The organism is Pseudomonas sp. GOM7, from assembly GCF_026723825.1.
Lineage (GTDB): Bacteria > Pseudomonadota > Gammaproteobacteria > Pseudomonadales > Pseudomonadaceae > Aquipseudomonas.
Genome location: NZ_CP113519.1, coordinates 4,471,193 through 4,497,207, shown reverse-complemented (window position 1 = coordinate 4,497,207; position 26,015 = coordinate 4,471,193). Strand labels below are relative to the sequence as shown.

At 60.5% G+C, this 26,015-nt stretch carries 24 protein-coding genes; 10 read left to right on the top strand and 14 right to left on the bottom strand.

The window, feature by feature from the left end; all coding sequences use genetic code 11:
• Window positions 1-22: 22 nt before the first annotated feature.
• A complete protein-coding gene (locus OU800_RS19945) occupies window positions 23-469 on the bottom strand; it encodes an acetyltransferase (protein WP_268179080.1) in 447 nt (148 codons plus the stop codon).
• A 59-nt stretch (window positions 470-528) separates the two neighbouring features.
• Window positions 529-1,560: an NADPH-dependent aldehyde reductase Ahr gene (gene ahr / locus OU800_RS19940; protein WP_268179079.1), complete on the bottom strand. Its 1,032-nt coding sequence runs from the start codon at window positions 1,558-1,560 to the stop codon at window positions 529-531.
• 174 nt (window positions 1,561-1,734) lie between these two features.
• Here ahr and OU800_RS19935 point away from each other — a divergent pair, with 174 nt between their 5' ends.
• The gene (locus OU800_RS19935) at window positions 1,735-2,304 is read left to right on the top strand and encodes a pseudouridine synthase (RefSeq protein ID WP_268184386.1); all 570 of its coding nucleotides are present in this window, start codon (window positions 1,735-1,737) and stop codon (window positions 2,302-2,304) included.
• Window positions 2,305-2,451: 147 nt separating this feature from the next.
• Here OU800_RS19935 and OU800_RS19930 read toward each other — a convergent pair whose 3' ends face one another.
• From OU800_RS19930 to OU800_RS19910, 5 genes are all read right to left on the bottom strand, one after another.
• On the bottom strand, window positions 2,452-2,844 hold the full coding sequence (locus tag OU800_RS19930; protein ID WP_268179078.1) for a globin: 393 nt from the start codon (window positions 2,842-2,844) through the stop codon (window positions 2,452-2,454).
• Between the two features lie 53 nt (window positions 2,845-2,897).
• Window positions 2,898-3,116, bottom strand: coding sequence for a DUF2788 domain-containing protein (locus OU800_RS19925; RefSeq protein ID WP_268179077.1), 219 nt, complete (start codon window positions 3,114-3,116; stop codon window positions 2,898-2,900).
• 90 nt (window positions 3,117-3,206) lie between these two features.
• Complete coding sequence (locus OU800_RS19920) at window positions 3,207-3,686, bottom strand: Lrp/AsnC family transcriptional regulator (RefSeq protein WP_268179076.1); 480 nt, start codon at window positions 3,684-3,686, stop codon at window positions 3,207-3,209.
• Between the two features lie 327 nt (window positions 3,687-4,013).
• The gene (locus tag OU800_RS19915) at window positions 4,014-4,895 is read right to left on the bottom strand and encodes a cation diffusion facilitator family transporter (protein ID WP_268179075.1); all 882 of its coding nucleotides are present in this window, start codon (window positions 4,893-4,895) and stop codon (window positions 4,014-4,016) included.
• Window positions 4,896-4,899: 4 nt separating this feature from the next.
• Window positions 4,900-5,319, bottom strand: a complete 420-nt coding sequence (locus OU800_RS19910) for a polyribonucleotide nucleotidyltransferase (protein ID WP_268179074.1) — start codon at window positions 5,317-5,319, stop codon at window positions 4,900-4,902.
• A gap of 382 nt (window positions 5,320-5,701) precedes the next feature.
• On the opposite strand from OU800_RS19910, the gene OU800_RS19905 reads away from it, so the two are divergent.
• Both OU800_RS19905 and OU800_RS19900 read left to right on the top strand, forming a co-directional pair.
• Window positions 5,702-7,258 (top strand): acetolactate synthase large subunit, encoded by a 1,557-nt coding sequence (locus tag OU800_RS19905; protein ID WP_268179073.1) that lies wholly within the window; start codon window positions 5,702-5,704, stop codon window positions 7,256-7,258.
• 70 nt (window positions 7,259-7,328) lie between these two features.
• Window positions 7,329-8,792: an aldehyde dehydrogenase family protein gene (locus OU800_RS19900; protein WP_268179072.1), complete on the top strand. Its 1,464-nt coding sequence runs from the start codon at window positions 7,329-7,331 to the stop codon at window positions 8,790-8,792.
• Window positions 8,793-8,943: 151 nt separating this feature from the next.
• Here the strand turns inward: OU800_RS19900 and OU800_RS19895 are convergent, their stop codons facing one another.
• The 3 genes from OU800_RS19895 to OU800_RS19885 all read right to left on the bottom strand — a co-directional run bounded on the left by OU800_RS19895 (window position 8,944) and on the right by OU800_RS19885 (window position 12,363).
• Window positions 8,944-9,666, bottom strand: coding sequence for a TorF family putative porin (locus OU800_RS19895; RefSeq protein WP_268179071.1), 723 nt, complete (start codon window positions 9,664-9,666; stop codon window positions 8,944-8,946).
• Window positions 9,667-9,856: 190 nt separating this feature from the next.
• A complete protein-coding gene (locus tag OU800_RS19890) occupies window positions 9,857-11,242 on the bottom strand; it encodes an MFS transporter (RefSeq protein ID WP_268179070.1) in 1,386 nt (461 codons plus the stop codon).
• Window positions 11,243-11,433: 191 nt separating this feature from the next.
• The gene (locus OU800_RS19885; RefSeq protein WP_268179069.1) at window positions 11,434-12,363 is read right to left on the bottom strand and encodes an alpha/beta fold hydrolase; all 930 of its coding nucleotides are present in this window, start codon (window positions 12,361-12,363) and stop codon (window positions 11,434-11,436) included.
• Between the two features lie 136 nt (window positions 12,364-12,499).
• Here OU800_RS19885 and OU800_RS19880 point away from each other — a divergent pair, with 136 nt between their 5' ends.
• Both OU800_RS19880 and OU800_RS19875 read left to right on the top strand, forming a co-directional pair.
• On the top strand, window positions 12,500-13,807 hold the full coding sequence (locus OU800_RS19880) for a protoporphyrinogen/coproporphyrinogen oxidase (protein WP_268179068.1): 1,308 nt from the start codon (window positions 12,500-12,502) through the stop codon (window positions 13,805-13,807).
• A gap of 44 nt (window positions 13,808-13,851) precedes the next feature.
• The gene (locus OU800_RS19875) at window positions 13,852-14,571 is read left to right on the top strand and encodes a TetR/AcrR family transcriptional regulator (RefSeq protein WP_268179067.1); all 720 of its coding nucleotides are present in this window, start codon (window positions 13,852-13,854) and stop codon (window positions 14,569-14,571) included.
• Between the two features lie 83 nt (window positions 14,572-14,654).
• Here the strand turns inward: OU800_RS19875 and OU800_RS19870 are convergent, their stop codons facing one another.
• Both OU800_RS19870 and OU800_RS19865 read right to left on the bottom strand, forming a co-directional pair.
• Window positions 14,655-16,001 carry a D-serine ammonia-lyase gene (locus OU800_RS19870; RefSeq protein ID WP_268179066.1) on the bottom strand — a complete coding sequence of 449 codons (1,347 nt, stop codon included), beginning with the start codon at window positions 15,999-16,001 and terminating at the stop codon, window positions 14,655-14,657.
• Between the two features lie 49 nt (window positions 16,002-16,050).
• Window positions 16,051-17,664, bottom strand: coding sequence for a GMC family oxidoreductase (locus OU800_RS19865; protein WP_268179065.1), 1,614 nt, complete (start codon window positions 17,662-17,664; stop codon window positions 16,051-16,053).
• Window positions 17,665-18,001: 337 nt separating this feature from the next.
• On the opposite strand from OU800_RS19865, the gene OU800_RS19860 reads away from it, so the two are divergent.
• The 5 genes from OU800_RS19860 to OU800_RS19840 all read left to right on the top strand — a co-directional run bounded on the left by OU800_RS19860 (window position 18,002) and on the right by OU800_RS19840 (window position 24,087).
• Window positions 18,002-18,523 carry a VOC family protein gene (locus OU800_RS19860; protein WP_268179064.1) on the top strand — a complete coding sequence of 174 codons (522 nt, stop codon included), beginning with the start codon at window positions 18,002-18,004 and terminating at the stop codon, window positions 18,521-18,523.
• Window positions 18,524-18,551: 28 nt separating this feature from the next.
• Window positions 18,552-19,331, top strand: a complete 780-nt coding sequence (locus OU800_RS19855; RefSeq protein ID WP_268179063.1) for a class II aldolase/adducin family protein — start codon at window positions 18,552-18,554, stop codon at window positions 19,329-19,331.
• 95 nt (window positions 19,332-19,426) lie between these two features.
• Window positions 19,427-20,632: an MFS transporter gene (locus OU800_RS19850; protein ID WP_268179062.1), complete on the top strand. Its 1,206-nt coding sequence runs from the start codon at window positions 19,427-19,429 to the stop codon at window positions 20,630-20,632.
• A gap of 106 nt (window positions 20,633-20,738) precedes the next feature.
• The gene (hrpB, locus tag OU800_RS19845; RefSeq protein WP_268179061.1) at window positions 20,739-23,273 is read left to right on the top strand and encodes an ATP-dependent helicase HrpB; all 2,535 of its coding nucleotides are present in this window, start codon (window positions 20,739-20,741) and stop codon (window positions 23,271-23,273) included.
• 7 nt (window positions 23,274-23,280) lie between these two features.
• The gene (locus OU800_RS19840) at window positions 23,281-24,087 is read left to right on the top strand and encodes a TlpA disulfide reductase family protein (protein WP_268179060.1); all 807 of its coding nucleotides are present in this window, start codon (window positions 23,281-23,283) and stop codon (window positions 24,085-24,087) included.
• A gap of 4 nt (window positions 24,088-24,091) precedes the next feature.
• Here OU800_RS19840 and OU800_RS19835 read toward each other — a convergent pair whose 3' ends face one another.
• Together OU800_RS19835 and OU800_RS19830 are read right to left on the bottom strand one after the other, a co-directional pair.
• Entirely contained in the window at window positions 24,092-24,826 is a 735-nt protein-coding gene (locus OU800_RS19835) for a substrate-binding periplasmic protein (protein ID WP_268179059.1), read from the bottom strand.
• Between the two features lie 93 nt (window positions 24,827-24,919).
• The gene (locus OU800_RS19830; protein WP_268179058.1) at window positions 24,920-26,011 is read right to left on the bottom strand and encodes an endonuclease/exonuclease/phosphatase family protein; all 1,092 of its coding nucleotides are present in this window, start codon (window positions 26,009-26,011) and stop codon (window positions 24,920-24,922) included.
• Window positions 26,012-26,015: the final 4 nt, after the last annotated feature.

Genomic DNA, 26,015 nt, shown 5'->3' with positions numbered 1-26,015 from the left:
GTGGGCGTGTTTTCGGGGGGGGTTACGATCCTGCGAGTTGCATATGCAGGATGGGAAAGGGCCTACCGCCGCCATCCAGGCGTGAGCGGTCGGTCACGACGAAGCCCAGATACTGGTAGAAACCCACGGCCTGCGGGTTCTGTTCGTTGACGTCGACGCGGGTGGCGCCCAGCTCGTCGATGGCATGGCGCATCAGTCGCTTGCCCACGCCCTGGCCGTGGCAGGCCGGGTCGACGAAGAGCATTTCCACCATGCCTTCGCTGGTGCCGAGAAAGCCCAGTATCCGACCCGACTCATCGCGTGCGTAGGTCAATTGCACGGCCGGGAAATACTGCCCGCGCAGCAACGGCTTGATCACCTGCAGGTCGCTTTCCGGCAGGAAGTGATGGGTGGCGCGCACGGCGGCCTCCCAGATTTCTACCAGGGTGGGCAGTTCGGCGTCGGTAGGGGTGTCGAGAATCAGCGGCATGATGGCAGTTATCTTGAGCAAAGCAGGGCGCAGAGCGTGCCAGCTCTGCGCCCGTGCTGTCATTTGCTGGCGTCCAGCACCACGCGGTAGCGCGCCTTGCCGCTGCGCAGATGGTCGATGGCCGCGTTCACCTGGCTCATGGGGAACTGCTCGACCTGCGGGAGGATCTGGTGCCGCGCGCAGAACTCGAGCATGGTGGCCATGGTTTTCGGCGAGCCCACCGGCGAGCCGGAGAGGCTCTTCTGCTGCGGGATCAGATTGAACACATGCACCGGGATGGCGCTGGGCACGATGCCGACGAAGTGCAGCCGGCCCTTGCCGCGCAGGGTGCCAATCAGCGCTGGCCAGTCGAGGTCGGCACTGGCAGTGACCAGGAGGAAATCCAGGGTACCGGCAATGGCCTTCAGCGCCGCGCTGTCGGTGGAAGCCACCACCTTGTGCGCACCCAGGCGCTTGGCTTCATCCTGCTTGTTCAGCGACGAGGTGAAGGCGGTCACCTCGCAGCCCCAGGCGTTGAGAAAGCGCAGCGCCAGATGGCCGAGGCCGCCGATGCCGACCACGCCGACGCGGTCGGTGGGCTTGATGTCGAATTCCAGCAGCGGGCTGAACACTGTCGAGCCAGCACAGAACAGCGGGCCGACCAGCGCTGGGTCGAGGCCATCGGGCAGTGGCACGGCCCAGGCCCAGTGCGAGCGCAGGCGGTCGGCGAAACCGCCGTGGCTGCCAACGATGGTCGGCTTCACCGAGCGGCACAACTGGTGTGAGCCTTCCATGCACGAGCCGCAATGCATGCAGCTACCCTTGTACCAGCCGATGCCGACCCGCTGGCCCAGCTTGAGGCCGCGCGCCTGCTCGCCGAGGCGGACGATGGTGCCGACCACCTCATGGCCGGGGATGAAGGGGTAGCGTGCATTGCCCCATTCGTTGTCGATCATCGACTGGTCGGAATGGCAGATGCCGCAGTACTCCACCGCGACCTCGACTTCTTCGGCGCCGAGCGGGCCAGGGTCATAGCTCAGGCGCTCCAGTGGCGCCTTGGGCGTGGTGGCGGCCCAGCCGGTGAAGGTGGCGAGTTCGGCGCTATTGCTCATCGGTGGCTCCTGCATGCAGAGGGTGAATCAGCAGCTTAGCTGCCATTGTCGATCAGGGAAGCACCATCAGCGGCGTTTATCGTGAGTTACACTGCGTAGCCCTGTCTGACCGAAGTTCGTTGCATGTCGCGCCCTCGTTCCCTCTCCAGTCGCCGCCCCGTTGCCCCTCGTCGCGTGGCCAAGGCGCCACCTGCACAGCCGCGCCTGTTGATCCTCAACAAGCCGTTCGATGTGCTCACCCAGTTCAATGACGATCAGGGACGTGCCACCCTCAAGGATTTCGTCGAAGTACCTGGCGTCTATCCGGCCGGGCGTCTGGATCGAGACAGCGAAGGCCTGCTGCTGCTGACCAACGACGGCCGTTTGCAGTCACGCATCGCCGACCCCAAGCACAAGTTGCCAAAGACCTACTGGGTGCAGGTGGAGGGGGAGCCGAGCGAGGAACAACTGCAGCAGCTACGTGATGGCGTGACGCTCAATGACGGCCCGACCCTGCCGGCCGAGGCGCGGCGCCTGGATGAGCCCGAGCTGTGGCAGCGCAACCCGCCGGTGCGCTTTCGCAAGAGCGTGCCGACGGCCTGGCTGGAGCTGGTGATCCGTGAGGGGCGCAACCGCCAGGTGCGGCGCATGACCGCTGCGGTGGGTTTGCCCACCCTGCGCCTGGTGCGCGTGGCCATTGGCCCCTGGCGGCTCGATGGCCTGCAGCCTGGGCAGTGGCGTGAGGTGCCGGCGCTGCTCCCGTGAGGATGGCGTGGCCGAGAGCAGAGGCCTTGGTGCGCATGGCGCACCCTACGGGGTGGGTCGGGTGTGCCGTGCGCACCTAATTTGGCAGCGCGCTCAGGGACGCGGGCGATTTGTCGCAGGTGGCGGCCCTGGCACAAATGACCTGGATCAATAACCGGCCTTGATCACGGCGATACCTTTGTTCAGCACTTCACGCCAGGCCTGGCCCACGTTGGCATCGTACTCCTTGTCGTGCTCGCTGATGGTCAGCAGCAGCGCGTCGAGCCACAGGTCGTAGAGTTCGGGGCGAATGTCCAGACGCTGGCGCGAGTGCGATTCGCCGAGGGCACGCAGCTTGGTGTCAGGCATGCCGCGGGCGTGCATCACCAGATTGAGGATGCCCTGACGTAGCAATTGCTTCTGCGCAGTCATGTCGGTATCGACGAATTTCTCGCGGATCAGCGGCGAGCTGGCGAGGAAGTGGCGGTAGAAAGCATCGAAGAAATCCGGGCTGGCGCAGCAGCGGCCATAGCTTTGCATCACACGATCGGCGGCGGTCATTGAGGTTCCTTGTGAATGACGAGTGGCAGGCAGCCTGGGTTTCCGGGTGAGGTTCAGCCGTGAATGCCGCGGGTGACCTCGATGATGTAGGTGATGATGGGCTTGGCCAGGAATGCGAACAAGCATAGCCCCAGGCCGAGAAACAGGATAGCGGTACCCAGGCGACCGGCCTTGGACTTCTTCGCCAGATCCCAGATGATGAAGAACATGAACAGGATCAGCCCGCCCACCAGGACGTACATCATCAGGGCTTCAAATTGTTCGGTTTCCATGGTGCCTCGTTATTCGCAGGGAAAGCGCAGGGCGAAAATTATACGCGCCCTGACCTGGTGCGCGGCATGATCGGTTTCACCCTGCGACTTTCAGTCGCGTAGGTGCTGCAAGGGCAACTGCGTGCTGGAGAGAATCTGCTGCAGCACGAAGCTCGAACGCACACTGGAAACCCCGTCGATCCGCGTCAGCGTACCCAGCAGCAGCTTCTGGTAATGATCCATGTCCGGCACCACCACCTTGAGTTGGTAGTCGGCGTCCATTCCGGTGACCAGGCAGCATTCCAGCACTTCGGGGCATTTGCGAATCTCATCCTGAAAGTGCTCGAAGCGCTCGGGAGTGTGGCGATCCATGCCAATCAGCACGTAGGCGGTCAGGCTCAGGCCGAGCTTCTTGCGATCGAGCAGGGCCACCTGGCCGATGATATAGCCGTCGTCTTCCAGTTGCTTGACCCGCCGCGAGCAGGGCGAGGGCGACAGGCCGATGCGTTCGGCCAGCTCCTGATTGGACAGCGCAGCGTTGCGCTGCAATTCGGCAAGAATGTTCAGGTCGTAACGGTCGAGTTTGTCCATTTTTTCAGTGGCTCATTATTTGATTGCGCTAGATAGTGCTCCTTTGGTGATTGGTTGCGCAATCGGTAAGTTTGTAAGCAATATTCGCAATCTTCTCTCGGCGCAGCAGGCGTAAGCTTTCTCTCAGTTTCACGGCCCGGACGAAAAGTCCTACCGGCCTCGCCCAACCAGGCGAGCCGGCGCCGACGATCCCACCGGATCGCACCGGCACCCGGGCCCGCACTGCCCAACCAGGCAGGCGACGAAAGCGGCGACACCATTGCCAGCACCGGACAGATTTCCCGAGGGGGCCGCAAGGCCCCTTTTTAATGCGTGCGATTCGGCGGCTCAGTGGTGGACTACTTCGGGCGGGTCGGCATGCACCAGCACTTCGGCCTGCGGGTAGTTCTGGCGGATCGCTGCTTCCACCGCTTCGCAGTGCGCGTGGGCCTCGGACAGGCTCATCTCGCCGGGCAGTTCCAGGTGCAACTGGACGAACCAGCGCGTGCCGGAGATACGCGTGCGCAGGTCATGGGCACCCAGTACGCCGGGTACGGCTGTGGCCAGCGTGTACATGTGCCGGGAGGTTTCGCTGGGGAGTTCTTCATCCATCAGCACGGCGATGGCGCCGCGCACGATGCTGATGGCGCTCCAGAAGATGTAGAAGGCTATGCCGATGGCGAAGAGCGCATCCATTTGCTGCCAGCCTAAGCGGGTCAGCAGCAGGGCAAGCAGAATGCTGCTGTTGAGCATGATGTCGGAGCGGTAGTGCAGGGAGTCGGCATGGATGGCCGTGGAGCCGGTTTCGCGTACCACCTTGCGCTGGAAGATCAGCAAGGCGACGGTCAGGGCCAGTGACAGCAGCATCACGGCGATACCGGCGCCTTCGGCAGCCAGTGTCTGTGGCGATTGCAGACGCTCGACGCCCTGCAGGCCGATGAGGATGGCGCTGACGCCGATGAACAGCGCCTGGCCGAGACCGGCCAGCGCTTCGGCCTTGCCATGGCCGTAGCGGTGATCGTCGTCTGCCGGGCGCAGGGCGAAGTGCACGGCGATCAGGTTGATCAGCGAAGCGGCGCTATCGAGCAGCGAGTCGGTGAGCCCCGCCAGCAGGCTCACCGAACCACTCAGCCACCAGGCGATGGCTTTAGCCAGCACCAGGGTCAGCGCCACCGCCAGCGCTGCCCGGGTGGCCAGGCGCATCAGCCTGGCATGCTGCGGGTTGTGCATGATCTCAGGCGGCCGGACGCAGGCCGTAGGCGGCCAGTTGCTGGCTGCTGCCGCTGTGCTGGATCAGACGCGGGTCGTCAAGCGGCAGTTGCTGGCCGGTGCTGTTCTCGATCAGTTGCTTGAGCGCCAGTTGGTCGACCTGGCCATCGGCCCCGATGACCTGCTTGAGTTGCTGTGGATCGACCTGGGCGGTCTTGCCTTCCGGCAGGTAGATGGCGCCGGTGGCGAAGTCCACGGCGAAGGCGATCAGGCCGGGAATCACGTAGAAGAGGATGCCGATGGCGTTGGCACCGGCGATCAGCGGGTCGATCTTGCCCTCGATCTGGCCGCGACGATCCGGGTAGAAGATCGTGCCGCAGGCACTGAGTTGAGCGAGCAGGGTTGCGGCGACGACGCCAGCGATGACACGGGATTTCGTGCGCATGAGCACCTCCAGGAAAAAGTGGCGCAACTATAGCAGTTCGACATTGCAAAACCGTTGTTCGGGCCGGCTCGGCTGAGCCAGGGGGCTTCATCGTGCCGGCTTTACCGGTACTTCTCAGACCGGCCAGCACGCTGGCGGTTCGCCGTTATCGCGTGGCGCCGCAGGCAATGGCGGATAGGGCGATTGCCTCTTGCGGGCAAAGCATTCTTCGCCTTAACCTGACTAAAGTCAGGATTCTTGAGCCGATGTGATTCTTTCGCATAGCTGAAGGCCTTACCGGTGGCGTGCAATCGCATGCTCGAGCCAAGGCGTGACGGAGCCTTTAGATCATTGCCTTGATTGGGACTGCGACGCCTGAACTCCCTTCCATGACGGTGTTTGCATGAAAACAAAAATGAACGGTGCCAGATCCCTTTTACAGACGTTAGTCAATTGCGATGTCGATGTTTGTTTTGGAAACCCAGGAACTTCAGAAATGCATTTCGTCGCGGCTCTGGATTCCGTGCCAGAGATGCGCAGCATTCTATGTCTCTTCGAGGGGATCGTTACGGGGGCTGCGGATGGGTACGGGCGCATTGCCGGGAAGCCGGCCGCAACGTTGCTTCACCTGGGGCCCGGCCTTGCCAACGGCCTGGCCAATCTGCACAACGCCCGGCGTGCCAATACACCTATCGTGAACATCGTGGGTGATCATGCCACCTACCATCTGCAGTACGATGCACTGCTCACATCCGATATCGTGGGGTTTGCCCGGCCGGTATCCGCCTGGATTCATGAGTCTCGTAGCGCGAAAACAGTAGCGGGTGATACCGCGCGAGCCGTGCAGGCAGCACGCTCCGCGCCAGGTGGTGTGGCAACCTTGATCCTTCCGGCCGACACGGCCTGGAATGAAGCCGACCACGCGGCAGGCTTGTTGCCGGACATCAGCCCTGCAGCGGTTTCCTCTTCTGTTGTCGAGCACGTGGCTGCGCTGCTACGTAACGGCAAGAAGACTGCACTTCTCATGCGCGGAGCTGCTCTCCATGGTGACGGCCTGGAGGCAGCCGGGCGGATCCAGGCGGCAACGGGCGCACGGCTGTTGTGCGATACCTTCTCTCCTCATATGGAGCTCGGTGCGGGTCGGGTCACGGTGGAACGTGTTCCGTATCTGGCGGAAAAAATCGTCGAGTCGCTGGCCGATGTCGAGCAACTCATCCTGGTAGGAACCAAGCCGCCGGTTTCATTCTTTGCCTATCCAGGAAAGTCGAGCTGGTGCACCCCCGACCAGTGTTCCATCAGCTATCTGACGCTCCCTCACGAGGACAGTGTTGGCGCACTCGAGGGTCTTTCAGAAGCCTTGAACGCATCCAGACAGGACGTTCGCCGTACCCCTTTCCATCTTCCAGGCCTTGCCAGCGGGCAACTGACTGCACAGGCAGTCGCTCAGGCGATAGCCGAATTCACCCCTGAAAATGCGATATTCGCGGATGAGTCCACAACGGCTGGGGTGGCGCTGCATACAGCCATGGCCGCGGCTCGTCCCTTCACTCATCTGCCCCTGACCGGTGGCGCGATCGGCTCGGGTATCACTCTCGCCATAGGTGCGGCGGTTGCCGCGCCGGATCGCAAGGTCATATGCCCCCATGGCGATGGTGGCGCAGCGTTTTCCATGCAGGCGTTGTGGACGATGGCGCGGGAGAACCTGGATGTCACGGTGGTCATTTACGCCAATCGTTCCTACAGCATTCTGAATATCGAACTGCAACGTGTTGGCGCTGAGGCCGCAGGCAGCAAGGCGCTGTCGATGCTCGACCTGCACAACCCGGAAATGAACTGGGTGAAGCTTGCCGAAGGCATGGGTGTGGAAGCGAGCCGTGCTACCACCGCCGAAGAGTTCAACCAGCAGTACCAGTCCGCGATGAACGCTCGTGGGCCGCGCCTGATTGAAGCGTTGATCTGAAATCACTGTACGAGGCCATGCGTGCCGTCTGACGAGGCGCGACGACCTCCTTTTACCACCACGAGCGGTCATGACTTTTATCGAGGACACAATGGTTAACGAAACCTTCAAACAGCTGAATAAATTCTTCATCGATGGGCAATGGGTCGACCCGGTCGACGGCGGTAGGCCCCATGACATCACCAACCCTGCGACCGGAGAGAAATCCGGTGTTCTCCTGTTCGGTGACGAGCGCGATGCCGTGCAGGCCATACAGGCTGCTCATGCGGCATTCCCCAGTTACTCGCAGGCGAGCTTGAGCAAACGAATTGAGCTGCTTGATCGCATTGGCGACATTTATGAGCGCCGACTGGAGGAGATGGCTCGAGCGATCACCCTGGAAATGGGCGCTCCCCTGCACAGTCTGTCGATTCCTGCTCAGGCAGCGGCGGGGCTGATGCACTTCAGGGTGGCGGCTGCCATTGCCCGTGAGTATCCCTTCGAGACAAGCGCTGGCGCAGCGCGGGTGATCAAGGAGCCGGTCGGCGTGTGCGCGCTGATTGCGCCCTGGAACTGGCCTATGAATCAGGTGGCATGCAAACTTGCACCGGCCCTGGTAACGGGATGCACCGTTGTACTGAAGCCAAGCCAGAACGCCCCCTACTCATCGCAGCTACTCGCTGAAATCCTGGCCGAAGCCGGCGTACCCGCCGGGGTGTTCAACATGATCCATGGGGAGGGCAGCCGGCTTGGCCAGATACTGGCCTCCCACCCATTGATCGACATGATCTCGCTCACCGGTTCCACGGGGGCGGGTACCCAGGTCTCCAAGGCCGCAGCGGATACCATAAAGCGAGTCAGCCTGGAGTTGGGTGGCAAGTCTGCGAACATCATTCTCGATAGCGCAGACCTGACGGCTGCAGTGACGCACGGCGTTCTGTTGATGATGGCCAACTCGGGGCAGAGCTGCACGGCGCCGTCCCGAATGCTGGTGCCTCGCAACAAATTGGCCGCTGTAGAGACAATAGCCAAGGCCGTATGCGCGGGTATAAAGGTTGGCGACCCCCTGGCGCCTGACACCCAGATGGGCCCGATCGCTAACCGCAGGCAGTATCTGAAAGTCCTTGAGCTCATCGATACAGGCCTCAAGGAGGGCGGGCGGCTGGTTACCGGTGGTGTGGCCATGCCGGATACGCCGCCCAATGGCTTTTACATTGCGCCGACGGTATTCGTTTGTCCTGATGGGAAAAGCATCATCGCTCAAGAGGAAATCTTCGGGCCGGTACTGGTGATCATTCCCTACGATGATGAACGGCATGCCATCGAAATGGCCAATGACTCGATCTACGGTTTGTCAGGCTACGTTTTCGGTGCTGATACAGCCGATGCCGAGCGTGTCGCTCGACGGTTGCGCACGGGGATGGTTCATCTGAATGGCGCGAACGTCGACCCTGCGGCGCCCTTTGGCGGTTACAAGCAATCCGGAAATGGGCGCGAATGGGGGGCTGCTGGGATCGAGGAGTTCCTGGAAACCAAGTCGATGTTCTTGGCGTAGCCTGATGAGGGCTCGGGTGCCAGCACGCTCAGGCTGCTGGTGCCCTGAGTGGCAATGGACAGGTGGTGGGATTTCCCGCGTTAAGCCGGATTACTGAACATGTGTTGACTGTGCTGGAAAGTGCGCCGTGGGCGCACTTGAATGCAGCAGGTTAGAAGGTCTTGCTCGCGCCAAAGACCAGGCCGGCGCTGCAGGATTCCGCCGTGCCTACCGTATACAGACATTCGGTCTTCGACAGGTCGGTGTCGATATAGCTGACGGACCAGTCGATACCCACGACGTTCTTCTTTAGCGATACCTTTCTGGTCGTATAGTTGTTGCGCGTGTCGCCATCGGAGCTATACAGGATCTCACCAACGTCGTGGTAGCCGACCTCAAGCAGAAGAGAAGTGTCGTAGGGGGTCGAGAAGGTATAGCCAAGATATTGGTATTTGGCGTTCGGTGCGTCTTCCATGGCGAAATCGTAAATGAAAGTATATTTAAGATTCTTGTAGGTCAGGGCGCCGTAGAACTCATTCAATGAATACGACGAGTTCTTGGGGTAAATATACCTGCCCATGGTTGTAGTGACGCTGATGTCATCGTTCAACTGCTTGAATATACCGAGGTAGCCCCCTGTCTCCAGCCGGGTCTTGGTACCGAAATCGACGCTGGATGCCCAGAAGCCAAGGAGTGCACCGCTGTCGTGCAGGATGCTCAGTTCACTCTGAACGGCTGGGTCGCCTTGGGTCTGAGACATGCCGTTGCTGCGGTAGTCCGAAAGCAGGTTGATCGTCAGATAGGCATTGGTGCTGTCATTGATTTCGATTGCGTGCGCTGGCAGCGCTGCAAGGGTGATGAGTCCGACACTAAAACCAGAAAAATTCTTGAGCATTTTCGAGTCCCATTGGTTTTGTATTAGTAAGGGCAGTTCTAAGAGGCTTTTTTGCAGTTTTATATCGTTGTGCGGTTTGTTATTTTCGGATTTCAGGTATGAGTTGGCCCTCCCTTTGAACAAGGGTTTTTATGCTGGGTAATTCATCAGGCTCGCCGGCTGGCGAGCCTTTATGAGAAAAGCGGGTGTTTTACAGCTTGGAGTTGGCGAGTGCCGGTTCGCTTGTGATGGCTGTAAGCGCGGCTTCTTTCAATTGGTTTTCTGCGTCTTGCTGGGCGATTCTCGTATCGAACGTTCTGTATTTGATGAAGAGCAGGGCGCCGAGAATGTTCAAGACGATCGGAAGCATGACGACCGCCATGCGAATGCCGCTGATCGCGGAGTCGGGTTGCGCGATAGAGCCATCTTCGGTTTCGATCAAACCGGAAATGCTCAATACGCTCCCTGCCACGACTGCGCCTATTGCAAGTGCGGTCTTCTCACCGGCAATGAAGACGCCACTGAGCAGGGCGCCCTGGCGGGAATCCCCGTGTCGGATGCAGTCCGATAGCATGGCATAGCCGAAGGCCTGAATAGCCCCCTCAGCCAACCCCGCGAATGCACCTACCGCATAAATATGCAGCATGCTTGACTGGTGATCCAAAGAGGCAAAGCCGAGACTTGCGAATACAGCTATCACATATGCACTGGTGAATGTGGCATGTTTTCCTGCTTTCTTGCCAACGGCCAGAAAGATCGGGATGGTGGCAATGGAAACGGCAAAGGACAAGAAGAAGATGGACGCAACCGTAGAAACATCTTTGCCGAGCACATAGGTTACGAAGTATGCAAGGGATGCACTGACAATGCCGCCTGCAATCATGTGAAGAATATATGTGGACGTCAGGTAGGAAAAAGGCCTGTTTCCTACGATTGCGCGCAGTGTATCCCTGAGTGGGATCTTTTCAGTGATAGTGGTTCTTATTGGCTCTTTGGATGCGAAGAAGGTGATCAGCATGCTGACGCACATGATCCCGGCCAGGCTGATCCCCATGGCCGCGTAACCGGTGCGAGAGCCTCCGAAATGTTCCACGATCATGGGGGCGCCAGCACCGGCTAATAGGCAGCCCATCATGGAGTAGGACGCGCGATATGAGTTGAGTACGGAGTTGTCGTTGTAGGTGGTGGTGATTTCGCTATTGAGTGCGCAGTAGGGAACCAGGAACGCGGCATAGCAGAATGAGCAGGCAGTATAGGTCACGGCGATGAAGCAGGCCGACAGGAGAGGGTCTTTGAAGGGAGCCGCCCATATGCCGAGGAACAAGGGGAATATGAGGATAGCGGAAGCAAGCAGATAAGGTCTGCGCCGACCCATGCGGGTGGAGGTTCTGTCGGACCAGCTACCGATGAACGGGCTGAATATAAGATCCAGGAATTTTGGGAGTGAGGCTGCGACCGTGGCAATGGCAACAGGGATGCCTAGCACATTGGTCATATAGAACATCAGGAGGATGGCGGGCCCTATGCCATAGATTCCTGAGGAAAGATCTCCAATCGTATAGAGAGGAAAGTTCACAAGGCGGTTCTTGCTTGTCATTGTTTAGCCCTTATGCGGTAGCCCCTACGATTCTTGGCTGTAGAGACTGTTTGCTGTTGTAGTTTTAGGCAGTGACGCGCCTTCCCAGTGGGAAGGGGGTAGCGAGTGAAGCGCTTAACTGAAAAGTACCGCTTGCTTGTTGGGGCAAATGGCGAGTTCTTGTTGTTATCGTTTGCTTTATTTCTTGTTGTTCAGCGGGGGGCGCCCCGCTGGTGATTGGATACCAGGTTGTCAGGCTTCCTATCGCTTGCTCGCTCCAATAACGTGAAGAGAGCGGCGATTGACTCCGGCTCGTCTAGTAACGGCGGGTGGCCACGGCCGGCTACGACGGTCAGAACGGCGTCCGGGTGCCTGTCGATCATTTTCTGGGCACAGTCTGCCGGGAAATAGCTGGAGAGCTCCCCGCGCAGAATGGCTACGGGGGTGCCGCGCGTGTTCAGAAAGGACGTCCAGCCATCGGCGTGCTCCGCTTTCAGGCGAGGGATGTCCTCGAAAGTTTTCAGATCGAAGTCACGCGCCCATCGCCCTGGGCGCGTTTCTCTGTAGGCTCGCCACGTGAGATTCTCCCAGCGCTCGTCGGTCAGCCCGGGATAGGTTTCTCCGAATTGACTCTTCATCCGAGCCACCGCTTCTTCCCAGCTGTAATCGGCATTCTCTACGTTCGACGCCATCTTCTTGGCCGAGGCTTCGCCGACTTCGGCGCCCTGGTCGTTGAGCACGATTCCCTTGACCAGATCCGGTCGTTCGGCAACCAGGTCCTGAGCGATGATTGCACCCAGTGCAACGCCGACTATCGCCACTCGATCGATGTCGAGGTGTTCGAGGAGTTCGACGACATCCTGCTTGGTCAGGTCGTAGTGATACTGCCTGGCATCCTCGAAGCGGCTTGAAAGCCCACGGCCGCGCAGATCCGGCGCGATTACGCGTACCCCCGCTGCGCAGAGCGTCTCCCCCAGTTCGCAGAAATCACGGGAGGTACGCATGAAGCCGTGAAGACAGAGCAGCGGGATGACATCAAGGCCTTGAGCCGGCTTGAAGTCCCTGTAATAGAGCTCTGCTCCCGTAGATGACTCGAAGGTGCCGCTCTGTTCGCGCTTGTTAGCCAGGGGTGGGTTTTCCACGATGGGTCTCCGAACGGACTTCACTCAGATGAGGCCTAGACTATTCAAAAGCTGACGTTAGTCAAGAAAATGTTGCGATCTGATTTCCGTGCCTGCATCATCGCCTCTCCTAAAGACCCATGCAGATGTACCCAGAATGAGTGATCACACCCTAGTAATTGGTGCCGGGCTGTCGGGCTTGGCGGCGGCAGACAAGCTCCAGGCAGCAGGAAAGAAAGTCGTTGTGCTTGAGTCAACGGAGCGCCCAGGGGGGCGTGTGGTTCACCTTTCGCACAAGGGCGACATGGTCGAGGCAGGCGCTCAGGGTTTTCACTCTGGAAGCCACGGTTATGCCCAGACGCTCGGGTTGATCGACAGGTTCGGCTTGACCCGGGATCTGGTTCCACAGGTCAACCAGCAGGCGTGCTATCTCAATCGGCAGGGAGAGCCCGTCTATCCGCTCGGAAACATGGGGCTGGCCAAACTTCTGGGTGTGCGCGGCACGGCAGATTTCGCTTGGTTTGTCGCGAAATACCTGGTGGCGATGAAGAAGTTCTCGTTATACGAGACTCATCTCGATATTCCCGCCTATGACAATATCTCGACCGCCGAAGAGTTTGCCTGGGCGGGTAAGGCATTTACCGACTATGTGCTCCGGCCGGCTGCTCATGCCATGGTCGGCACCGATCTGGAGCACACGAACCTTTATCATTTTCTCAATCTCATGAAGCTCATAAGCACAACGAAGGTTGCAACGCTGCGCAAGGGCAACAGCTCTCTGGCAGAAGCGATTGCCGCCTCGTTGGATGTGAGGTACGAGACTGAGGTCAAGAAACTCTTGTGCGAAAAGGGGCGTGTCACTGGGGTGCAATTGGCCGACGGCAGTACGCTCAAAGCCGATCATGTAATAGTTGCATGCCCTGTCGGCGCTGCCGCGAAGATAATGCCCGATGAGTTCGTTGCCCAGCGGGAGTTCCTGATGGCCTTCCCCAACATTCCAATGACGCTGGTCTATTTCTTCTTGGATCGTCCTCTGGATACGAAGGCTTTCATATACATGGGCCATGCCTACCGAAACATGACGTTCAATATGGCGATCAATCACACGGTCAAGACCCCGCATCTTGTTCCCAGCGGAAAGGGCATCATTTCGGCCTGGCCGAGCTACCCAGACGCCGCGGCCCTGGTGAATATGTCGGATGCCGAGGTGATGACCAAGGCATTGAACGAGATGGATGATTTCTTTCCCGGCATCGCGTCGATGCTGGACGAGGTCAAGGTGCAGCGGCACCACTGGGGGTTGGGTCGCCTCTCGCCTGGGCAGCATGCTAAGATCCTGGCGTTCAAGAAGCATGCTGAACAGTTACAGGGCGTCTCATTTGCAAGTAACGATTATGATGGCGTGCACATGGAGTCCGCTGTGCAAAGTGGTCTGCGGGCAGCAGAGCGAGTGTTGAGAGGTTAATGATCGGCTCTTCACTCCCAATGAATCAAAAAGTGATTATTTAAGTGAAGAGCACTGAGCCTGAGTCGAGTGAAACCGAGGTTGCTGTAGTCAGGGAAAAGGCCTCGCACCGTAAGGGGCGTACATCGCAAGTGGTGCGTGCTGCGCGTGTTCCTGCACAGGAGCGCAGCAGGAAGAGATATCAGGCCATATTGGATGCCACTATCGAGCTCCTCAAGAGCTCGAATGTCGAAGATATAAGCCTGCATGACATCGGCAAGGCGACAGGATTGCCGCCGCCTTCCGTGCATTATCTCTTCAGCACGATGACGGCGATACATATCGAACTGAATGCTTATTTCAACGATCTGTTGACCCAGCGAATCCTGGATTTCAGTCTCGCCCAGGGGTTCTCCGAAGTCTCGAGTTGGCAGGAACTCGTGCGTAGGGCGATGTCGCTAGCGAGGGATGAGCTGAACTCAAGTCGCCCCATGGCTGAAATCATGTTGGGGCCAGTTCTTCACCGGTCGATGCGTGTGAATAACCTGGAGATGAACCGCTACCACGGCAAGGCTGCTAGGGAGCTTTTCGACAAGTTCTTCGTCGTGCCTGACGTCCCGAATATGGCGACCTACCTTATGTATGCTGCCGAAATGTCCGACGGTCTATGGATAGGTTCCTATGCTCGTCACGGGCGAGTCGATGACGAGACGTTCGAGGAGTCGGTTCGGGCCTGTATTGCTTACCTGCGTTGTTACTTCCCGGAAACGATGCCGAGACGCTAGGGGAGGCGCCTCGTATCGAATCGCCACGTAATGCACATTAGTCAGTAAAAAAGGCTGACTAATGTCATGTTTCAGTGGCTCCGTCAGCGTTGCGGCGCGTTCGCGTTCAGCTCTTTTCCCCGGCGATGGAATGTTTCGTACTCCTCCTCCGGTACGAACAGCCCCCCTGTCGTCCACAGGATATGTGTGGCATTGGGCATGTATGGAGCAAGGCCGTGCTTGTCCAGGTATTCGCGTCCTGCGCTGGACTCCACGAGCCACCTGGGGCCGTCGAAGGCTGCCGCAGCCGAAGGTTCTATGCGTAGGGATTCGGTCTCGGCCACGCGATGCAGGTGCTGGAAAAGGCTTTCATCGGCAACCGTGAATACCCCGGCCAGTGCGGATCTCATTACCTGGGAGGCGCATTCCGATGCGCGCGGCACCGCGAGGCCATCGGCTTCGGTTTTGTTGTCCAGGCCCAGGTCATAGACGCTGGGTGTGCTTCCATCCTCGGCAAGCATCGAAACCAGAAAGCAGGGCGATGCGATGGGTTCCGCGAAGAAGCAATGCACATCCTTGCCGAAGATGTGCGCCAAGCCATAAGCGATCCCACCAGGTGCGCCACCCACGCCGCAGGGCAGATAAACAAGGAGGGGGTTCTCTGCGTTCACTGTGATGCCGTGCTCGGCGATCTGGTTTTTGAGTGCCAGGGCCGCGGCGCTGTAGCCACAGAACAGTGACAAGGAGCTTTCGTCGTCGACAAAGTGGCAGAACGGGTCGGCCTCGGCTTCCTTTCTGCCCGCGGCAACCGCAGCCGCGTAGTCGCCCTCATGTTCCACCACGCTGACGCCACGATCGCGCAGGCGCTTTTTCTTCCATTCCTTTGCATCAGAAGACATGTGGACTGTCGTCTGGAATCCCAGGGCCGAGGCGATGATTCCGATGCTCAGGCCAAGGTTGCCTGTGGAGCCGACTGCGACTCGATACTTCGAGAGCAGCTCCCGGCTCGCGAGGCTTGAGATGTTGTCCGCATTTGTCGGGGTGATCAGCCCATGCTGGAGGGCAACCTGCTCGGCGAACTGAAGCACCTCATGAATGCCACCTCGAGCCTTGATCGAGCCGGCGATAGGGAGGCTGTGATCCGCTTTGACATAGAGGCGGCCATGGGCAAGGTCTAGCCCAAGTGCCTGCTGTAGTTGTTGGGTACGGACGAGTTCCGACTCGATGACGCCTTCGCTTGCCTGAAGCTCCGGGAATAGCGCTGTCAGCACCTTTCTGAAACGATGAAAACGATCGGCTGCGTCAAGGATTTCCTGGCGTCCAATACGTTGGCCTTCCCAGGCATTCCCTGGTTTCCCGTCGCCATTGCGGTTCGGGTTTGTCCAGAACGTAGGGGTGCCGTTGGACAATGAGGCCTTAACGTCTTCTGTGCTGGAGTGCTTGTTCGTCATGTTCCTGCCCGTTGATTCAAATAGTTATAACGTGGGACGTGCTGGGGCGTTACTGGCGCAGCATTTTCTCTGCGCCGCGCAGCGCGATCATCATGATGGGGATATTGGGGTTGCCCGATACGAGTGTGGGCATGATGGAGGCGTCAACGACGCTCAGGCCGTCTACGCCATGAACCTCAAGATTTGGGCTCACGACGGATTGATCGTCGCTTCCCATTCGACAAGTGCCTGCCGGGTGATATTGCTGGATGGCGTTGCTGCGAATGAACGAGTCGATCTGCTCGTCGGAAGCCAGTGGTTCCGGCGGGGCTAGTGGACTGCCCCGGTGCGGGGCCAACGCTTCGGACATGAGAATTTCCCAGGCCTTCCTGTAGCCCTCGCGCAGGACTTCCACATCGTTCTCGTGGCTCAACGAGTTGTAGAAAACCCTGGGGCGTGAGGAGGGGTCATTGGAGGCCAGCAGAATTTCGCCGCGGCTTTTGGCGTTGAGCAACTGCACTTTGGCGTGCAGGCAATCCTGATAAGCGGGCTTGAGGACGGGTACCCATACATCCGCTGTCGGCGGCGGAATATTCAAGTAGAACTGCAGGTTCGGCTGGGGCAGTGACGCCGAGGTCTTGAGGAATGCCAGGAGCACGCCCGGCAGCTCGGTCAGAGGGCCAGTTCCGAGCAGGCGGGCTCTAAGCATGTTTCTCGCGGCGCGATCCAGACGCAAGGATTTATGCAGTGGGCTGGCTTCATTGCGTTCAACGAGGATCGAGTAGGCAAGGTGGTCCTGAAGGTTCTTGCCGACAGGCAGATCCTGGATGACGGCTATACCCATCGCGCGTAGATGGTCTGCCGGGCCGATGCCCGAAAGCATCAAGAGATGCGGTGAATTGATCGCTCCGGCCGAAACGATGATGCGGTTGCCATAGGCTGCCAGCTCCTGTCCGTTCCTGACGAACTCGACGCCCTGCGCCTGGCCGTTTTCAACGATGAGCCTCGAGACCATGCAGTCGGTCAGAACGCTCAGATTCAGTCGATCCATGACTGGATGCAGGAAGGCTTTCGCGGAGGAGCAGCGGTTACCGTTCTGAATGGTGTACTGGATCGGGCCGATCCCCTCGGGCGACTCGCCATTATGGTCGTGCGTCAGTGGATACCCCAGATGCCGGCAGGCCTCCATCCAGCTTTCGCTCAGCGGGTCATTGCGCAGGCGTCCGTGCATGGCACCTACCGGCCCATGGGCTCCTCTTTGTTTATTGGGGCTGCCACGCCAGCACTCCAGCTCGCTGAAGGTGGGAGCCACGTCTTCCCAGGCCCAGCCTTTGGCGCCGCCGTCTGCCCAACTGTTGTAATCGTTGGGGTGGCATCGCGTATGGGCCATGTAGTTGATCGACGAGCCGCCGCCAATCACTTTGCCGTGGGGAATGTAGTTCGTGCGCCCGTTCAACTGCGGATCGGGCTCCGAGAAGTCATTCCAGCGATACAGCCCTTTCATGGTCATGATTTGGAGGCCGGCGGGCAAACGAATCAGAGGGTCTGTATCCCAGCCGCCAGCTTCCAGCAGCAGGACCCTGTTGTTGGGGTTTTCAGAAAGCTTGTTTGCCAGCACGCAACCAGCGGTACCCGCCCCGACGATGATGAAGTCATAGGTGGTGGCATTGATTCTTGTGGACACGCGAGTGACTCCTATCTGCTTAGGCTGAAGCTGACGTTCCATTGATGCCCGCCCATCGATGCAGGCATGGCGTAGGCTGCCTGCAAAAATGGACATAAGTCAATAAATGCGCGAGAACAAATGACACTCTATCGTGCGATGGGGAATGGGCCATCCTTTCAGTGGCCGAGTCTGTGAGGCCCGAGATATGCAGATTTATCCTTGCTTTTCCCAGTGGCATGAACCTGAATAGAAAGGTATAGCCGGTAGCTACCCTGCTTTTTCACCTGGTTAGGCGGTTGCTCCTGTTGATGCTTCATGCTAAAAAAAACTGACTTAAGTCAGAAAGAGGTGTGCCATGGATTCGTGTATCGGTTCTGTCATGCAGGTGGCCTATCTGGTTCCCGATCTGGACGAGGCCATCGAGCACTGGGCCAGGCTTGGCGTCGGGCCTTTTTTCGTCCAGCGCAATGTGGCCTACGCCGAGCAGACTTACCGTGGGCAGCCGACGAGATTCGAGATCAGTGCAGCCTTTGCCTATTTTGGCGACCTTCAACTGGAGCTGGTTCAGCAACTGAATGACCAACCCTCGTCATACAAGGACTTTGCCGCTGAGAAAGGCTTCGGTGTCCAGCACCTCGGAATTCTTTCTCATGATCTCTGCGAGGACGCGAAGAAGCTTGAGGCCGCAGGCTTCATGCAGATTCAGCGAATGCTTTCCAGCGCAGGTGTGGAGACGATCCTGTTCGACAGGGATGGCCAAAATGGCTCCGTGATCGAGTTGATAGGGGCATCCCCGTTGGTACTGGAGGGCTTTGCGCAAATGAAGGCGGCAGCAGCCGGGTGGGATGCAAGCATGCCCAAGATCATTCTTATTTGAAGAACATTAATCGGCTGCGAGGTTGGCCATGAGTCTGAAGATCGGTGATGTGTCATACCCTAGTTTGAAGGGAAAGGTTTCAGCGCAAGAGTGGGATGCGCGCGTTCAGTTGGCTGCGCTCTGCCGCCTGATTCCGATGATGGGCTGGGATGACCTTTCCATGCAGTTGGTGTCGGCACGTGTGGGCAATGAATATCTGTTCATTCCCAATGGACCCCTGTTTGAAGAGGTCACGGCCTCTAGCCTGGTCAAGGTGAATCTGGAGGGTGACGTCCTTTCCGATACGCCTTTTGGTATCGTCAAGACCACTTGGTACCCGATGCGCGCCGTTCACGAGGTGCGTGACGACGTGAATTTCGTCATCCATACGCATGATGACATTCTGGCGGCGGTGGCCTGCAACAAGAACGGCCTGCTGCCGATTTCTCAGTCTGCCGCTTTTGCGATGGCGGATGGGCTCGGCTACCACGCCTATGATGGTGTGGAAACTTACGAGGAGAAAATCCCATCTCTGCAGCGCGCGCTGGGCACCGAGAACAACGCCGTATTGCTCCGTAACCATGGCTTGCTGACGGTCGGTTGGGAAGCCAGTCATGCATTCATGCGGCACTACAACGTGCGCAAGGCATGCCGGATTCAACTGCTGGCCGCCAGTGCAGGCAAGGAGGAATTGCTTCATTTCAGCGATGAGATGCTGGGCTCGTTCAAATACGAGCTGACACGTCTCGGGCAGGGTGAGGGTACGACTAATCCGTGGCCCGGCTTGTTGCGCAAGCTGGATGCGCTTGAACCTTCATACAAGGATTGAGGCCTGCTCGATCCTTGAGGTGGCAGCGCCCAATAGTCATTGGGCGCTGATCTTTTGAAGGCTCTGCGAGGTTCAGGGCGAATCGAGTTCCTATCATGCTCGTCAAGCGTGTTGCAGTAGATAAGAAATGTGTCTTGTCCTTTTCCTGCGTGTCGTGGGTGTTCTGGACATTCTTTGCCGCGTCCAGCGCGCCAACCCCTCTCTATCCGCTATATCAACGCGAGTGGGGTTTTGACGCTGTCGTCCTGAGCGTGATCTTCGCCAGCTATGCAGTGGGCATGCTGTCTTCCTTGCTGGTCGTGGGCACCTTGTCCGACTACCTGGGAAGAAAGCCTGTTCTGGCAGCCGCTCTGTTGCTTGAGCTGATTGCCATGCTGTTGTTCATGCGGGCGTTCGATGTACAGCTCTTGATTCTCGCCAGGTTTTTTCAAGGCCTTGCCACTGGAACGGCGACGGCTGTCTTGATGGCTTTTCTATTGGATATCGACGAGGGACGTGCACCTGTTTATAGCAGCGTCTTGCCGCTATGCGGCGTCGCCTGTGGCGTCGTGTTTTCCAGCGTGCTGATAGATCACTCCGCAGCTCCGTTGCGCCTGGTATATGGCGTATTCGGGGTGTGTTTCGTCGTTCAACTGATCATGATGTTCTTGCTCGTCGAGCCCGTTAGGCGTCGGGATGGGGCGTGGCAATCCTTGAGGCCGGTCATTGGAATTCCCTTGCCGGCCAGGAAGGTGTTTTTCAGCATACTGCCCATGAATACCGCCGTATGGTCCTTGAACGGTTTCTTCTTGACCCTGGTGCCGTCTCTTCTGCTGGGCGGCATTGCCAGCGGTTCCGCCCTGGCGTCGGGGCTCGTCGTGGCGTTGATGAGCTTTTCCGCTGCCTTGGCTGTCATCGCCTTGAAGGGGCGAGACTACCGGCTGGTGCTTCGCCTGGGTGTGCTGCTGCTGGCCATGGGCGTGCTGGGTATATTGGGCGCTTGCTATTTTGCCAAGGCGTACCTGTTCTGCGTGTTTACCCTTATCGCCGGGGCCGGTTCCGGTGCGGTCTATGTCGGTATCTCGAAGTGCTTGCTGCCGCTTTCACCGCCCGATCAGAGGGCTGCGCTAGCGTCTTCGTACTATATCGTCAGCCAGCTCGCGTTGATTGTTCCTTCCGTCTCCGTAGGCGTGCTGGTGCGGTTCATTGGTCTTTCCAGCGCTACTTACATCTATGGGGGCTGCGTGCTGTTGTTCCTGGCATTTTCCGGTTTCTTTACCGAGCGGCAGCTCAGGCTTGAGCGTGCGAGCGTAGCTGCGTAGTTTTCATGGCATCCGGCGCTTACTCTGCGGGCGCCGTATCGGTGGGGCGGGGCATAAGGCTAACGGCGAACCTTTGTATACTTCGGGCCTTGTCGCCGGAGTGACCATGAGTTCGTTGCCAATCGATGTTTTGTTACCTGCCCTGCGCGATGCCCTGAGCGCCCGCCACGAAGTGGTGCTGGAGGCGCCGCCCGGCGCTGGCAAGACCACTCGCGTGCCGCTGGCCTTGCTCGATGCGCCCTGGCTCGCCGGGCAAAGCATCCTCATGCTCGAACCGCGCCGGCTGGCCGCCCGTGCCGCTGCTGAGCGCCTGGCCAGCGAGCTGGGCGAGCGCGTGGGCGAGACGGTCGGCTACCGCATCCGCCTGGACAGCAAGGTGGGGCCGAACACGCGTATCGAGGTGGTCACCGAGGGCATCCTTGCCCGCCGCCTGCAGGACGACCCGGCGCTGGACGGCGTCGGCCTGGTAATTTTCGACGAGTTCCACGAGCGCAGCCTGGATGCCGACCTGGCCCTGGCCCTGACGCTCAATGGTCGCGCCATGTTCCGCGCGGCGGACAGCGGCGAGGCACCGCTCAAGGTGCTGCTGATGTCCGCCACCCTGGAAGGCGAGCGCTTGGCCGCGCTGCTTGGCGAGGCACCGGTATTGCGTAGTGAAGGGCGCATGTTCCCGGTGGATATCCGCTGGGGGGCGCCGTTTCAGCCGGGCGAATGGATCGAGCCGCGCGTCGTGCAGGCGGTGCAGCAGGCCCTGGCCGACGAGCCTGGCAGCCTGCTGGTGTTCCTGCCTGGGCAGGCCGAGATCCGCCGCGTGGCCGAGCAACTCGGCGAGGTACTGGCGGGGCGCGACGACATCCTGCTCTGCCCGCTGCATGGCGAACTGGAGCTGGCCGCCCAGCGTGCGGCCATCGAGCCGGCGCCGACGGGCAAGCGCAAGGTGGTGCTGGCCACCAATATCGCCGAGACCAGCCTGACCATCGACGGCGTGCGCGTGGTGATCGATGCCGGCCTGGCGCGGGTGCCGCGCTTCGACCCGGCCAGCGGCATGACCCGTCTCGATACCCAGCGCATCTCCCGTGCGTCCGCTACTCAGCGCGCTGGTCGCGCCGGGCGTCTTGAGCCTGGCGCCTGCTATCGGCTGTGGTCGCAGGCGCAGCATGAGCAGCTCAGCGCCTATTCCAGTGCGGAGATCCTCCAGGCCGACCTGTCCGGGCTGGCCCTGCAACTGCTGCGCTGGGGCGTGACGCCGCAGGAGCTGAGCTGGCTCGACATGCCGCCGCCGGCTACCTACGCCCAGGCGCTGGATCTGCTCGGCCGCCTCGGCGCGCTGGACGAGCGCGGCGCACTCAATGCCCATGGCCAGGCCATGGCGGAGCTGCCCAGCCACCCGCGCATCGCCCATCTGCTGCTACGTGGCCAGGCGCTGGGCCTCGGCGCGCTGGCCTGCGACCTGGCCGCGCTGCTGTCCGAGCGCGATATTCTGCGTGGCGGTGGCGCCGATCTGCACAGCCGACTGGCTCTGCTCAGCGGCGAAAGCCGCGCCGGGCGTTACGCCATGGGCGGCGTGCAGCGCGCCCGACAATTGGCCAGGCAGTTTCAGGGGCTACTCAGGGGGCGGGCGGTGAGCCAGGCCGTGAGCGACCCCGAACACCCGCGCTGGCTCGGCTGTCTGCTGGCCTTCGCCTACCCGGATCGCATCGCCCAGCAGCGCCGCGCTGGTGGTGCCGACTACCGCCTGGCCAATGGCCGCGCCGCGCAGTTCGCTGAAGCCGATGCGCTGATGAAGCACGAATGGCTGGTGGTGGCCGACCTGGGTAGCCGTCAGGGCCAGCGCGAGGAGCGCATCTATCTCGCCGCCGATCTCGACCCGGCGCTGTTCGAGGGCGAACTGGCCGAGCAGGTGGCGACGCTGGAGGTGCTCGACTGGGACGAGCGCGAAGGCGTGCTGCGTGCCGAGCGCCAGCGCAAGGTGGGCGAACTGGTGCTGGAGCGCCAGGCGCTGGCTGCGCTGGACGACGAGGCACGTGGCCGCGCCCTGGTCGGCCTGGTACGGCGCAAGGGCCTGGAACTGCTGCCCTGGACGCCCGAGCTGCGCCAATGGCAGGCGCGCGTGGCCTTGCTGCGCGAGTTGGACGTGCAGCAGCAGGGGCAGAGCGACTGGCCGGATCTGTCCGATACCGCGCTGCTGGCCAGCCTGGAGCAGTGGCTGACGCCATTCTTAAGCAAGGTCAATCGCCTCAGCCATTTCGCAGGCCTCGACCTGCCATCTATCTTGCAGACGCTGCTGCCCTGGCCGCTGCCGCAACGCCTGGATGAGCTGGCGCCGCGCACCCTGAGCGTGCCGTCCGGCTCGCGCATCGCCATCGACTACACGGAGCACCCGCCGGTGCTCGCCGTGCGCCTGCAGGAGCTGTTCGGCCTGGCCGCCACGCCGCGTATCGCGGGTGGCCGCCTGGGGCTCAAGCTGCACCTGTTGTCGCCGGCACGCCGCCCGGTGCAGGTGACTCAGGATCTGGCCAGCTTCTGGGCCAATACCTATATCGAGGTGAAAAAGGACTTGAAGGGCAGATACCCCAAGCACTACTGGCCGGATGACCCCTTGATCGCCGAGCCCACGGCGCGAGCCAAACCGAGAAAGTGAGAAACCGATGCTGACCCTGAACGTCGGGCCGCTGGCCCTGGGTATTACCCATGTGCTGCTGTTCGGCAGCCTGCTCGTGGCGACGCTGGTCGGCTGGCTGATCGGTCGCCGTCATGGCTGCAACCCCGAGCGCCAGTTGTTTCGCTCACTGCTGCTCGGGCTGCTGGTGGCGCGGCTGGCCTTCGTGCTGGTGTATGCCGAGTTCTACCGCGATGCGCCGTGGCGCGCGTTGGATATCCGCGATGGTGGTTTCATCGCCTGGCCGGGCGTGCTCGCCGGGCTGGCGTTGGGCGCCTGGTACTGCTGGCGGCAGGTGCAGTTGCGGCGCTCCTTGGGCGTGGCGATGGGCGTCGGCCTGGCGCTATGGCTCGGTGGCAACCTGATGTTGCATGCGCTGGAGCAGGGCACACGATTGCCTGATCTGCAGGTGCGCGACATGCAGGGTAATCCGGTGAATCTGCGCGATTACGCCGGTCAGCCGCTGGTGGTCAATCTGTGGGCCACCTGGTGCCCACCCTGTCGGCGCGAGATGCCGGTGTTGATGCAGGCGCAGCAGCGCGAGGGCGCAATCGCCTTCCTCTTCGTCAATCAGGGGGAAAGCGCCGCGCTGGTGCATGAGTTTCTGGCTGCCCAGCAACTGAGTCTGGACAACCTGCTGCTCGACGAGCAGGTCAGACTGGGGCAATTGGTGGGCTCGCGCGCACTGCCCTCCACGCTGTTCTACGATGCCGAGGGGCGACAGGTCGGCAGCCATCTCGGCGAGCTGTCGCACGCCAGCCTGGAGCGAGCCTTGGCCCGATTGCGTGGCGATTGATGACTCAATACAGCCACAGCTCCTGGCCGGCATCCTTCAGCCGTTGATAGGCCTGGTCGAGTTCATCGCGCAGGCGCTCGGCACCCGGCGCATGGCGTGAGTAGATCAGCCGCAGCGGCAGGTGCTGCACCTCGACGAAGGGCAGATTGCCAATGCCCAGCGTGTTCATGGCCTGCTCGACGGGGGCGCGATAGTCCAGCAGGTAGTCAGCGCGCCCCCGCTGGAGCATTTCCAGTGCCGCGGTGTGGCTGCCGGTGCGGTGCTGGATGATGTTGCGTGCCGGATCGTGCAGCCATTGATTGATCTCCTGCCAGTAGCTGTAGCCCGTGATCAGGATGACCCCGCGCCCCTGCAACTCGTCTGGAATGATGGGGGCCGGCGTGTCGTAGCGAAAATACAGGTTGAGGGTGATCTCACCGAGCAGGTGGTGGCTTTCCAGGGTATGCCCGGCCAGCTCCGGCTTGCCGGGCGCGCCGAACCAGAGCTGCACGCTGCCGTCGCGCAGACCGTTGTACAGGCGGGCACCGGGGTAGGCGCGAAATTCGGCCTCGTAGCCCGCCTCGTCGAGCAGGCGTGCGACCAGTTCCAGCCCTGAACCGCTGGGCAGGCCCTGGGTATCGGTATAGGTATAGGGGGCGAATTCGTAGTAGCCCACGTGAATGCGCGGCTTGGCGATGGCCTCCTGGATGAGGAGCGGCCACAGCAAGGCGAGGCTTAACAGGCAGAGGCGTCTTGGCATCCAGAGTCGCGGCTCTTGGCCGTCTTGTCATTGGAGAGGTGGTACTGAAGCTGAGAATGGAGAAGTCGTGGCGGCCTGTCCAGCCTGCCGTGCCTACTCCTGATGCGGCAGGAAGAAGCGCCCGATGACCGGCAGATGGTCGGAGATGCGCTGCGTATCGTGCTGTCGTACCTGGCTGCTGAAGGGCGTCAGGCGCTGGCTGTAGAACAGGTAGTCGAGGGTGCGATCCGGGCCGCTGGCGGCGGGGTCGTTGGGGAAGTGGGTGTACCACTGCGCCTGTTCGGCGCCGTTGGCCTGAGACAGGCTGGGGATCATCGGGTAGCGACTGGCAAGGGCCAGCAGTTCGCTGTCGGCGGCGTACCAGCCACGCTGCGCGGGCGGCAGATGCTGGAACTGGCCAGGCGGCAGCAGGTTGAGGTCGCCGCCCAGTATCCAGGGCAGGTCATCTTTCTTTAGCTGCTGCAACAGCGTATCGGTCATCGCCACCTGGCGCTGCATGGTGTCATCGCCTTGGGCGAAGGCATCGAAATGGGTGTTGATGGCCACCAGCTCGCCGCCGCCACGGATCGGCAGGTAGCTGAGCAGCAGTGCGCGTTTGAGCTGGAACAGGCGGCTGATCGGGTCGCTGGGCATTTCCGGCAGTTGCAGGCGTTCGGCACGGGCGATCTGGAAGCGACTCAGGGTGCCGAGCTTCATGCCGACGCTGCCGAGGATGCGCGGGTGCGGGACGAAACCGGCCTTCCAGTAGAAGGCCTGGCTGGCGCAGGGGTAGAGGTCGCTCAGGCGTTCTTGCAGCAGCGCGAGCTGATCCTGGTAGTCGGTGGCCCGAGCGCCGTCGTGCAGTTCCTGCAGCAGCACCAGATCCGGTTTCTCCTCGCGCAGGATGCGCACCACCTCGTCGAGGTTGGTGGCCAGGTCGGCAGCGCTGGGGCGTTCGTCGGGGCCATCGCCATCGGGCAGGTCATACCAGAATACGTGGCGCTTACCGGCCAGATACTGCACGTTCCAGGTCATCACCTTGAGCGCCTGGCCCGGTTGCAGTGTTGGCACCTGGCCGTTGCAGGCGGTCGCTGCCGGCTCGCGCGCCTGGGGTTGCCAAGTCAGGGCGTAGATCAGCGCGCACAGGCCGCCGAGCAGTAGCACCAGGGCCAGTGCGAGCAGGCGAACGAGGCGAGGGAGAGGCATGGCG

What these genes read in the sequence shown, in the direction of transcription:
- OU800_RS19945 (WP_268179080.1), bottom strand. Translation starts at nt 469, where the DNA reads ATGCCGCTGATTCTCGACACCCCTACCGACGCCGAACTGCCCACCCTG.
- ahr (WP_268179079.1), bottom strand. Translation starts at nt 1,560, where the DNA reads ATGAGCAATAGCGCCGAACTCGCCACCTTCACCGGCTGGGCCGCCACC.
- OU800_RS19930 (WP_268179078.1), bottom strand. Translation starts at nt 2,844, where the DNA reads ATGACCGCCGCCGATCGTGTGATGCAAAGCTATGGCCGCTGCTGCGCC.
- OU800_RS19925 (WP_268179077.1), bottom strand. Translation starts at nt 3,116, where the DNA reads ATGGAAACCGAACAATTTGAAGCCCTGATGATGTACGTCCTGGTGGGC.
- OU800_RS19920 (WP_268179076.1), bottom strand. Translation starts at nt 3,686, where the DNA reads ATGGACAAACTCGACCGTTACGACCTGAACATTCTTGCCGAATTGCAG.
- OU800_RS19915 (WP_268179075.1), bottom strand. Translation starts at nt 4,895, where the DNA reads ATGCACAACCCGCAGCATGCCAGGCTGATGCGCCTGGCCACCCGGGCA.
- OU800_RS19910 (WP_268179074.1), bottom strand. Translation starts at nt 5,319, where the DNA reads ATGCGCACGAAATCCCGTGTCATCGCTGGCGTCGTCGCCGCAACCCTG.
- OU800_RS19905 (WP_268179073.1), top strand. Translation starts at nt 5,702, where the DNA reads ATGAAAACAAAAATGAACGGTGCCAGATCCCTTTTACAGACGTTAGTC.
- OU800_RS19900 (WP_268179072.1), top strand. Translation starts at nt 7,329, where the DNA reads ATGACTTTTATCGAGGACACAATGGTTAACGAAACCTTCAAACAGCTG.
- OU800_RS19895 (WP_268179071.1), bottom strand. Translation starts at nt 9,666, where the DNA reads ATGCTCAAGAATTTTTCTGGTTTTAGTGTCGGACTCATCACCCTTGCA.
- OU800_RS19890 (WP_268179070.1), bottom strand. Translation starts at nt 11,242, where the DNA reads ATGACAAGCAAGAACCGCCTTGTGAACTTTCCTCTCTATACGATTGGA.
- OU800_RS19880 (WP_268179068.1), top strand. Translation starts at nt 12,500, where the DNA reads ATGAGTGATCACACCCTAGTAATTGGTGCCGGGCTGTCGGGCTTGGCG.
- OU800_RS19870 (WP_268179066.1), bottom strand. Translation starts at nt 16,001, where the DNA reads ATGACGAACAAGCACTCCAGCACAGAAGACGTTAAGGCCTCATTGTCC.
- OU800_RS19860 (WP_268179064.1), top strand. Translation starts at nt 18,002, where the DNA reads ATGGATTCGTGTATCGGTTCTGTCATGCAGGTGGCCTATCTGGTTCCC.
- OU800_RS19855 (WP_268179063.1), top strand. Translation starts at nt 18,552, where the DNA reads ATGAGTCTGAAGATCGGTGATGTGTCATACCCTAGTTTGAAGGGAAAG.
- OU800_RS19850 (WP_268179062.1), top strand. Translation starts at nt 19,427, where the DNA reads ATGCTCGTCAAGCGTGTTGCAGTAGATAAGAAATGTGTCTTGTCCTTT.
- hrpB (WP_268179061.1), top strand. Translation starts at nt 20,739, where the DNA reads ATGAGTTCGTTGCCAATCGATGTTTTGTTACCTGCCCTGCGCGATGCC.
- OU800_RS19840 (WP_268179060.1), top strand. Translation starts at nt 23,281, where the DNA reads ATGCTGACCCTGAACGTCGGGCCGCTGGCCCTGGGTATTACCCATGTG.
- OU800_RS19835 (WP_268179059.1), bottom strand. Translation starts at nt 24,826, where the DNA reads ATGCCAAGACGCCTCTGCCTGTTAAGCCTCGCCTTGCTGTGGCCGCTC.
- OU800_RS19830 (WP_268179058.1), bottom strand. Translation starts at nt 26,011, where the DNA reads ATGCCTCTCCCTCGCCTCGTTCGCCTGCTCGCACTGGCCCTGGTGCTA.